Annotated in this window: 9 protein-coding genes and 1 tRNA gene (1 of these 10 cut by a window edge); 1 reads left to right on the forward strand and 9 read right to left on the reverse strand. The window is 46.5% G+C overall.

Annotation, left to right across the window (positions count from 1 at the left end):
* A partial coding sequence (locus ACX5KA_RS00660; protein WP_458730207.1) for a hypothetical protein occupies positions 1–292 on the forward strand: 292 nt, incomplete at its 5' end.
* A 105-nt stretch (positions 293–397) separates the two neighbouring features.
* Here the strand turns inward: ACX5KA_RS00660 and ACX5KA_RS00665 are convergent.
* The 9 genes from ACX5KA_RS00665 to ACX5KA_RS00705 form a co-directional block, all read right to left on the reverse strand.
* Positions 398–1,816, reverse strand: a complete 1,419-nt coding sequence (locus ACX5KA_RS00665) for a M20/M25/M40 family metallo-hydrolase (RefSeq protein WP_039216694.1) — start codon at positions 1,814–1,816, stop codon at positions 398–400.
* A 195-nt stretch (positions 1,817–2,011) separates the two neighbouring features.
* Entirely contained in the window at positions 2,012–2,734 is a 723-nt protein-coding gene (locus ACX5KA_RS00670; protein WP_014975990.1) for an endonuclease III domain-containing protein, read from the reverse strand.
* A 34-nt stretch (positions 2,735–2,768) separates the two neighbouring features.
* Positions 2,769–3,461 carry an electron transport complex subunit E gene (locus ACX5KA_RS00675; protein ID WP_039233136.1) on the reverse strand — a complete coding sequence of 231 codons (693 nt, stop codon included), beginning with the start codon at positions 3,459–3,461 and terminating at the stop codon, positions 2,769–2,771.
* 1 nt (position 3,462) lies between these two features.
* Positions 3,463–4,347: an RnfABCDGE type electron transport complex subunit G gene (locus ACX5KA_RS00680; RefSeq protein WP_458730208.1), complete on the reverse strand. Its 885-nt coding sequence runs from the start codon at positions 4,345–4,347 to the stop codon at positions 3,463–3,465.
* On the reverse strand, positions 4,347–5,429 hold the full coding sequence (rsxD, locus tag ACX5KA_RS00685) for an electron transport complex subunit RsxD (RefSeq protein ID WP_039216698.1): 1,083 nt from the start codon (positions 5,427–5,429) through the stop codon (positions 4,347–4,349). The genes ACX5KA_RS00680 and rsxD overlap by 1 nt, the downstream gene beginning before the upstream one ends.
* Positions 5,429–8,104 carry an electron transport complex subunit RsxC gene (gene rsxC, locus ACX5KA_RS00690; protein WP_458730244.1) on the reverse strand — a complete coding sequence of 892 codons (2,676 nt, stop codon included), beginning with the start codon at positions 8,102–8,104 and terminating at the stop codon, positions 5,429–5,431. Before rsxC ends, rsxD begins: the two co-directional genes overlap by 1 nt.
* 5 nt (positions 8,105–8,109) lie before the next feature.
* The gene (gene rsxB / locus ACX5KA_RS00695) at positions 8,110–8,691 is read right to left on the reverse strand and encodes an electron transport complex subunit RsxB (protein WP_014975992.1); all 582 of its coding nucleotides are present in this window, start codon (positions 8,689–8,691) and stop codon (positions 8,110–8,112) included.
* Positions 8,691–9,272, reverse strand: a complete 582-nt coding sequence (rsxA, locus tag ACX5KA_RS00700) for an electron transport complex subunit RsxA (RefSeq protein WP_014975993.1) — start codon at positions 9,270–9,272, stop codon at positions 8,691–8,693. The genes rsxB and rsxA overlap by 1 nt, the downstream gene beginning before the upstream one ends.
* 193 nt (positions 9,273–9,465) lie before the next feature.
* Positions 9,466–9,514: transfer RNA gene (locus tag ACX5KA_RS00705), tRNA-OTHER, on the reverse strand (it continues 28 nt past the right edge of the window).

The raw sequence follows: 9,514 nt of genomic DNA on the forward strand, positions 1-9,514 counted from the left end.
TGAGGCGACAACTATCCTGACACAGGGGGAGAGCCTAATTATCGTTTTTCGATTTCTTTACCCAACCTGCGAGGAATTCAAAACAAATAACATCAAAAAAGAAGTATTTACTATGCAATTTCAAGATTCTATCTCTACCTTTAATAGCGCCATGTCAGGTGCGTTAATTTCAAATATCTCCATAAATAAAACAACCGTTGCCTATAAACATGCGAATACTTATCGGCATGTAGAATTGCCATCAAGGCAAGAAGCAAAGCGATTTGTGGCCCAGCTTATTCAAGCGCAATAAAACGTAAGCATTTCGGACTAGCAGAGGCGAGGGTAAGCAGATTACTGGTATGCAATGGCCAGCACGAGATGCACTGACCACTGTTTGATGATTACTAACGTGAAACTATTGTTTAGCTTTTAAGTCAACGTCCGAATCGGCTAACAAGTATATACTTGCTGCGTAGGCTGCAATGTTTTGCGCAAGTTCATCGGGGGCAATTTTATCTAAGGTATCATCTGGCGTATGGTGAAGATCAAAGTAATCTCTACCGTTTTGATTTAACCTAATCGTTGGTACGCCTTTCGCTGCTAGCGGAATAATGTCAGGGCCGCCGCCAGCAATGTCTGAACCGCCACGCACTATACCTAGCGGTGATAAAATCTTCGCAATTTCATCGACTAGCACAGTCGCTTCGGGATTCACATTTGACACTAGTTGCCAGATAGTTTGCGCACCAAAGTCAGATTCTGTGGCCAGAACGTGATTTTTAAGGTTCTTTTCGTGCTGTTTAGCGTAAGCAAAGGCGCCTAATAGGCCCACTTCTTCAGCGCCAAACATGACCACACGAATGGTGCGTTTTGGGCGCTCTGGCAGTGAAGCAATTAATGCAGCAGCTGCCGTGGTAATAGCAACGCCTGCGCCGTCATCAACTGCACCGGTTCCTAAGTCCCAGCTGTCTAGGTGGCCGCCAATAAGGATAATCTCTTCGGGTTTCTCACTGCCCACTAAATCCAGTATTACGTTGCCGCTGTTTACTTCGCCTTTCCATTTCGATTCAGAGTGAAGCGACAGTGACAGCGGTTTACCTAAGTTATGTAGACGTCGTAAATGGTCTGCGTCAGGGTTTGAGATAGCGACTACGGGGATATCTGCCCAATTATCGCCGTCTGAGCTCATCATGCCTGAGTGAGGGAAACGGTGAGAGTCTGAACCTACTGAGCGCACGACCAGCGCTTCAGCGCCGCCGCGTTGAGCATGTTGCCAACCAATTCGGCGGCGTTGGTTCGCTTGACCATAGCCTGCACCTGTTTGGCTTTTAACCATGGCGTCGCCATCGACAAATGCAATTTTGCCTTTAAGGGCACCATCTTTAACTGCGGTTAGCGCGTGAATGTCTCTGAAATAAACGATGTCTGCATTAATCTCGCTTTCAGAAGGCGCTGCACCGCCAAGGGCTGTGCCGTAAAGCGGTTGAGCATAAGGCGCCGTGAGTGAAATGTGTAGGTGGCCTCTATCCCAAAAGGGCATAGTGAATTCTTCTACGCTGACTTTATCAAAACCTAGACGTTCTCCTACCACCACGCCCCAATCTCTAGCTCGTTTTTCTGCTTCAGAGCCGCCCAGGCGAGGGCCAATCTCAGTGGTTAGTGATTCAACAATGCTATAGCCTAGATCACTTTTCAGGGCTTTTTGAATTAATGCTTCCGCATTTTTCTTTTGCTCGTCAGTGATGGGGGATGTTTCTGCAAAAACACCAAAACTGCATGCACTTACTAATGCACCAAACGCTAGCCTTCTAGCGATAGTATTCAATCGAGACATGTGTTCTCCATGGATTTATTTTTATATTTCTTTTTTATTTGCGCGAGCAAAACTCTAACCCATCCATCATAGCCAATTTGATTGTCCCTTTCGAGGCAAACCACAAGCGTAAGTCGTGTGTTAGTCGCAAAATTTCTTTTAAGAGAAAATAAATGGAGAATAAAAAAGGAGCCTAAGGCTCCTCTCTGAAAGTTTCTATTTACGCTTCTTCTTAAGCGCCAACTTTTGTTTTTTCTCTTGTTCCTTCAGTACTTCGTTAATGAAACTCTTTCTGCCGAACTCGCGTGTGATAACACACTTGTTTAAGTCGAAACCGCGGGCAGGGCAGTATTCTCTACCATATAGAATGATTTGGAGATGCAAATCGTTCCACCTTTCTTTTGGGAACAAACGTTTTGCGTCACGCTCTGTCTGCTCTACACTTTTTCCGTTCGACAGCCCCCAGCGATACATTAATCGGTGGATATGAGTATCTACGGGAAAAGCAGGAATGCCAAAGCCTTGAGACATAACCACAGCGGCAGTCTTGTGACCCACTGCGGGCATGGCTTCCAGCGCTTCAAAGTTTGCAGGCACTTCACCGTTGTGCTGCTTGATGATCATGTCAGACAAATGCCAAATGCCCTTGGACTTCATGGGAGATAAACCACAAGGACGGATAATGTCTTGAATTTCTTCAATACTCATCAATACCATGTCGTAAGGATTATCTGCCCGAGCAAAGAGCTTCGGAGTAATTTGGTTAACGCGCTCGTCTGTACATTGTGCCGATAGGAGAACCGCAATGAGTAACGTATATGGGTCTTTATGATCTAAAAAGATAGGAATTTCCGGATAAAGGTCATCCAGTATTCGCATGATTTCTTTTACTTTTTCCTGCTTAGAAAGCGGCTTGGCCGGCTTAACTACATCATTCATTTCTAAATACTTTTTTGTTTTTGATTTTTAGCGTTTAGCTTTCAGCTGTAACGCGTACCCGTTCAGCCTTCACTGCAGGCGATGTTTGCTTAGCGGCTAACTTTGCATCAATACTGTTTTTGATAGCAATGAGAAGACCCATACCTAAAAAGGCACCAGGCGGCAGTATCGCAAGCAAAAACGGATTTTCAGTGTTGAAAAGCGTGATGGTCCAGTTCTCAGCAATTGAGCCAAACAGTCTGTCTGCACCTGCTAGCAATGTACCTGCACCCAATATCTCACGCATACCACCTAAAATGACCAGCACTGCGGTAAAACCCAGTCCCATCATGAATCCGTCGTAGGCAGAGGCGAGCGGCCCGTTTTTCGACGCAAAGGCTTCTGCGCGGCCTATGATGGCGCAGTTAGTTACAATCAGCGGAATGAAAATACCTAGCGCTAAGTAAAGGTCATAGGTGTATGCATTCATTAATAGCTGAACAATGGTAACGAACGCAGCAATGATCATAACAAAAACGGGAATGCGGATTTCGTTTCTTACCACATTACGAACGAGTGAAACGGTAACGTTACTGCCAATGAGTACCAACATGGTAGCAAGGCCTAACCCGAGACCATTGATAAACGTCGCGGTAACGGCCAATAGCGGGCACAAACCTAACAGTTGTACCAGCGCAGGATTGTTCTTCCAAAGCCCTTGTAAAGACAGGTCGCGAAAATCAGTCACGTTATAGCTCCTCTACACTATGAGGTTGAGCCTCATTCACGTTAATCGCATCAATTGTTTCAACGGAATCTGTAATTGCGCAGGTGTTAGGAGCGTTGAAAAGTGCAGATTGGTTGGCCTGTGCATAAAGCAAGGCTTCGCGTACTGCTCTTACTACTGCTCTCGGCGTGATGGTAGCGCCAGTGAACTGATCGAACTCACCACCGTCCTTTTTGACCTGCCAAGGCGCCAAATTGTCGGGTGAAAAAGGCTTGTTACTGAACGTCGTTATCCAGTTGCTAACGGCAAGCTCTATTTTATCGCCAAGGCCAGGGGTTTCTTTGTGTTCGATAACGCGTACGCCAAGCACCCTCATACTGATTCTATTAGTGTTGGGCGCAGAAATATCGGACGCATTCTCGTCTTGCTCAGATGACTTCTGAGGTGTTGAGTCAAGCTCGGCCAACTCTGAGAGCGCTAACGCGGTGATATTGAGATTTTCGCTCTCACCGTCGAGCGAGTCAGTACTCGAGCTGCCTTGTGTGTTTCCACCAACGTGTGCATCCACTTTTACACCAACAACGATATCGATATCTCCACTGTATCCGTCTGGAGCAGTGGCTTCTAATACTAATGCGCTAGGTTGGCCGTTTAACGTCGCACGATATATTTTGTGGGCTTTTTTGTTGCCAAGTTCAGGTGCATTGACCTCTGTGCAGTTGGCGTAAAGGGCATTGTCGTGGAATTCGCTAGGCACGACTTCATTAAGTACGCTTAGCAGTTTTTGCTGCTTTTGTTGCTCAATTTTATCTTGGGTGCCAAAAAAAGTGAGTGCTATTAATGCTGTGGTAACAACGGCAAACGCACCTAACATAAGGCCGTTTTTGGCCAGGCTTTCTTTCATCATTAGTGTTTACCTCGACCTTTAACGTTTTTGCCGTACACGCGAGGACGGGTATAGTAATCAATCAAAGGCACCGCCATATTCATAATAATAACCGCAAACGCTACAGCATCAGGGTAACCACCAAAGGTACGGATTATTACCACCCAAAAGCCAATCGCTGCACCAAATATAATGCGGCCTCTTGGTGTTGTTGACGCTGAAACCGGGTCGGTGGCGATAAAGAAGGCGCCTACCATTACTGCACCGTTAAACAGGTGAAATAGCGGTGAAGCGTAGTAATCGGCGTTTGCTAAATGAAGCAGTGATGCACAAACAAACACGCTTAGCAGCATACCTCCCGGGATATGCCAGCTGATAACGCGGGTCTTCCAAAGGTAGAGGCCACCAAGTAAATACGCAAGACTCACCATTCCCCACCCAGCACCAGCAGCTTCGAATACCCCGCCATCGAAGATTGGCTTCGCTAATGACTCTGAGTATGTTACGCCTTGCGTTAGGTCGGTTTTCAATGTGTCTAACGGTGTAGCCATGGTTACACCATCGGCAATGGTTTTGAGTTGAGTGACATCGTATCCGCTTGTAGTAAAACCAGTAAATATAAGTGATACCGAATCAAAGAAACTTGGCGTAATGCCAGCGTGAGTCGCAGGAGGCAGCCATAGGCTCATAGCCGCAGGGAATGAAATAAGCAGTACCACATACGCTATCATGGCAGGGTTGAAAATATTAAAGCCAAGCCCGCCGTAAACCTGTTTGGCCACAGCGATGGCGAAGAAAACACCTGTAACCGTCATCCACCAAGGTAGGGTAGGAGGAATACTAATGGCTATGAGTAACCCGGTTAATACCGCACTGTAATCAGTCAGCGTACGTTCAATAGGTCGTTTTCTCAGAAAGAGGATCACGCCTTCAATAACTAGGGCGCTCACTACTGCGATGACCGCTTGAATTAGCACTCCCCAACCAAAAAAGAGGGATTGTGCAATCATGCCGGGGATCATGGCGTAAATCACCATACGCATGACTTGGCCGGTATCGCGTCTTACCCTTTGGTGTGGTGAACTCGATAAACTTAACTTCATTATGATTCTTTCTCTTGTTCAGCTGCTACTTTTTTTGCTTTAGCCTTTGCTACTGCAGCTGCAATGCGCGCTTTCTTTTCATCTTGTGCAGTCAGTTGAGAAGGGGCTCGCACGCTTGTTGCTTGACCTACATGGCTAGACGATTCGCTCTGCTCAAATGCTTTACTGCTTTCCTGCTCAGCAGTATCTGATGAAGTCGCTACATTGCCATTACTGTCTTGAGTAAGTTTCTTTGCTTTAGCCTTTGCCACTGCGGCAGCAATGCGCGCCTTTTTCTCGTCAGCTTCATTTGTCGAGGCAGCGTTGTTAGCATCAGTCTCGCCATCAGGGATAGATACTTGCGTATTTTGCGAAGCGGCCTTTTTAGCTTTCGCTTTTGCTACCGCCGCTGCGATCCTTGCTTGCTTTTCATCTAGCTGTTCTTTGGAGCCACTGTCTGGTTGCTCATCTAATTGAGTTGGCGCACTCTGCACTGAAACTGACTTATCAGGCTGCCCGTCTTCGCTATTTTTAGCTGCTTTTTTCGCTTTAGCTTTAGCGACTGCCGCAGCAATACGCGCTTTTTTCTGCGCTTCAGCGGTTAGCTCTGAATTCGTTTCAGTATCGGAAAGTTCAGTGTGCTTTTCGCCTTGAGAGCCCGCAGGTTTTTCTGCTGAAGATGCTTCAGACTGGCTGACTTGCGCGGCTTTTTTTGCTTTTGCTCTAGCGATAGCGGCAGCAACTTTAGCTTTTTTCTCATCTTCTGGTGATGATGACTGGTTACTTGGCTGTTCTGTGGTTGATGGTTCGACAGCGCTTTCATCTTGCGTTTCGTTTTGAGCTTGTGCGGCCTTTTTCGCTTTTGCTCTGGCGATTGCTGCAGCAACCTTTGCCTTTTTATCATCTTCTGGCGGTGACGCTTGCTCAACTTGCTTATCCGCGCTTTCAAGTTGAGCTTCATTCTGGGCTTGTGCGGCTTTTTTCGCCTTAGCTCTGGCAATAGCTGCTGCTACCTGTGCTTTTTTATCGTCTGCCGCAGTGCTTGGTTCGTCGGCATTAGCTGGATTGCTTTCAGCATTCGCATTAGCCTGCATAGCCGCCTTCTTCGCTTTCGCACGCGCCGCCGCTACTTTGTCCTTAGCTTCAGTTGCGCCAGCATCAACAGCGCTATTCGCATTTTCAGCTGCCACAGCATTTTGCTCTTTGGCCTTGTTGGCGGCTAAGCGTGCTTCTTTCGCTTTTCTATGTTTTTCTTCTCGCTCGAATTTTTCGCGGTCTAAGCGTTCTTTACGTGCCTCAAAACGCTGTTTAGCTTTCTCAGCCTTGTTCTTTTCATCACGCTGAATGCGTATTTCAGATTTAGCCTGGCGGTAGTAATGCACCAGGGGGATTTCACTGGGGCAAACGTAAGCGCATGCGCCGCACTCTATACAGTCGAAAAGGTCGTATTCTTCGGCTTTATCGTATTCTTTTGCTTTGGCGTGCCAAAACATTTGTTGGGGGAGCAACGACGCAGGGCATGCGTCGGCGCATGCGCTACAGCGAATACAGGGGCGCTCTGCATTGTCGTCTACCAGCTCTTTTTTTGCAGGAACCAGTAAACAGTTTGTGGTTTTAACCACGGGGATCGTAGCGTCTGATAAGGTAAAGCCCATCATAGGCCCGCCCATAATCACTTTAGGTACTTTCTGTTTTTTCGGGTTGTAGTTTGCTTCATCCAATAGATGAGAGACGGGCGTACCCAACAACGCTCTAAAATTGCTTGGTGATTCAACGGCTTCACCAGTTACGGTAACAACCCGTTCAATCAGCGGCTTGCCGTGTAAAATAGCATCTGCAATGGCATAGCAGGTACCAACGTTGAACATCATCACGCCTACGTCGGCAGGCAATCCATTTCTTGGAACTTCTCGGCCAGTCAGTACCTGAATCAGCTGTTTTTCGCCGCCGGCAGGGTATTTAGTCTCAACGCTAACAACGCGATAGTCTTTCTTATCCTGACAGGCAATATTAAGTGCTTCGAAAGCCTCTGGCTTGTTGTCTTCAACCGCAACTACAATGGCCTTCGGCCCAATAAGGTGAGTAAGAATGTCTAGACCCTGGCGTATTTGCCAGGCGTGCTCACGCATTAATCGATCATCAGAAGTAATGTAAGGCTCGCACTCAATCCCATTTAAAATAAGAAACTCAACAGGTTTAGATGTTGAGGTTTTTATATGGGTAGGGAAGCCGGCACCACCCATTCCTGAAATTCCTGCTTGGCAAATAGCTTCTATAAGCTTGTTCTTATCTATGTCGCTATAATTTGCTACTGGAGATAGGTCGCACCATGTGTCTTTACCGTCAGGACGTATCGAAATACACATTTCTGTTAGGCCGCTAGGGTGTGCTACAACATGCGGAGCAATCGCAACAACCTCGCCCGAGGTTGGCGCATGAACTGGCACAGAAAAAGGCGATGAGCTTTGCGAAAGAATTTGGCCTTTCAATACGGTATCGCCAACTTCTACGCAGCAGATACCCTCTGAGCCAATGTGCTGCCTTAAAGGAACAATCAATAATTCGGGTAACGACGGTTTCTTTATTACTGATGTATTAGATAGAGATTTCTTATCGTCGGGATGTACGCCACCTGGAAATGAGTACATCTTTCCCGCTTCAAGGGTTTCTATAATTGAATCAAAACTTGGATACATCACAATTACGACACCATTTTGATGGGGATATCACCTTTGGGCGATGATTCAAAATCCCATTTCCATGTAGAAGTTGTTTGAGCAATTGGCACCATGTCGATACAGTCGACAGGGCAGGGATCTACACATAGGTCACACCCTGTACATTCATCAGTAATAACCGTGTGCATGTGTTTGGCGGCACCTAAAATGGCGTCGACAGGGCAGGCCTGAATACATTTGGTACAGCCGATACATTCGTCTTCGCGTATAAACGCGACTTTTTTAACGTCTTCTTCGCCATGAGCTGCATCAAGGGGTTTAGGTTCAACTCCCATCAAATCTGCGAGTTTTTTAATCGTTGCCTCGCCACCAGGTGGGCACTTATTAATATCATCACCTTCAGCAATTGCCTCAGCATAAGGCTTGCAGCCCGGATATCCGCATTGGCCACACTGAGTTTGTGGTAGTACGGCATCTATTTGCTCAACAAGCGGGTCGCCCTCAACTTTAAAGCGAATGCTCGCGTAGCCCAGAACTAAGCCAAAAATAAGCGCAAGGACGCCAATGGCAACAACGGCGAATATAATAGCGGTAGATATCGTCATTACACTTTCACCAGTCCACTAAAGCCCATAAATGCAAGGGACATCAGGCCAGCGGTTATCATAGCGATTGAGGCACCTTTAAAAGATACAGGTACATCAGCAGCAGCTAAACGCTCACGCATGGCCGCAAATAACACCAGTACCAGAGAGAATCCCACAGCAGCGCCGAAACCATAAATAAGACTCTGCATGAAATTATGCTGTTCGGTAAGGTTTAATAGCGCTACACCAAGCACTGCACAGTTGGTTGTGATAAGAGGAAGGAAAATACCTAACAATCTATATAAGGTAGGGCTGGTTTTGTGCACGACCATTTCTGTGAACTGAACCACCACCGCGATAACAAGAATAAAAGCAAGCGTTCTAAGGTAACCGATGCCCAGTGGAGCAAGTAAATAGGTTTCCACTAGGTAGCTCGACGCAGAGGCAAGGGTGAGTACAAATGTAGTGGCCATAGACATGCCCATGGCAGTTTCAAGTTTGCCAGACACACCCATAAACGGGCATAAGCCGAGAAATTTAACCAACACAAAGTTGTTAACCAGTACTGTACCAATCAATAGCAGTAAAAATTCAGTCATGAATAACGCAATTCCTTCGAGGAATTTTGACGGACAATGCCCGCGAATTAAAAAGAAAAACAGATTAGGTCTATTATCCCTTTTTAGAACGGGTTTAACAACTTGATTGAATTAGGGTTATTTAATGTCTAAACGCGTTGTTTTAGGAATTAAAATAGAATGAAGTGGGTGAGGCGATTAAGAGCCAACTAAGTGGCTCCCCCTCCCCGACTCGAACGGGGGACCTGCGGATTAACAGTCCG

Source organism: Alteromonas alvinellae (genome assembly GCF_902705805.1).

Coding starts and splice junctions, on each gene's coding strand:
- rsxA (WP_014975993.1), bottom strand. CDS start 9,272: ATGACTGAATTTTTACTGCTATTGATTGGTACAGTACTGGTTAACAAC.
- ACX5KA_RS00670 (WP_014975990.1), bottom strand. CDS start 2,734: ATGAATGATGTAGTTAAGCCGGCCAAGCCGCTTTCTAAGCAGGAAAAA.
- rsxC (WP_458730244.1), bottom strand. CDS start 8,104: ATGTATCCAAGTTTTGATTCAATTATAGAAACCCTTGAAGCGGGAAAG.
- ACX5KA_RS00680 (WP_458730208.1), bottom strand. CDS start 4,347: ATGATGAAAGAAAGCCTGGCCAAAAACGGCCTTATGTTAGGTGCGTTT.
- ACX5KA_RS00665 (WP_039216694.1), bottom strand. CDS start 1,816: ATGTCTCGATTGAATACTATCGCTAGAAGGCTAGCGTTTGGTGCATTA.
- rsxD (WP_039216698.1), bottom strand. CDS start 5,429: ATGAAGTTAAGTTTATCGAGTTCACCACACCAAAGGGTAAGACGCGAT.
- rsxB (WP_014975992.1), bottom strand. CDS start 8,691: ATGACGATATCTACCGCTATTATATTCGCCGTTGTTGCCATTGGCGTC.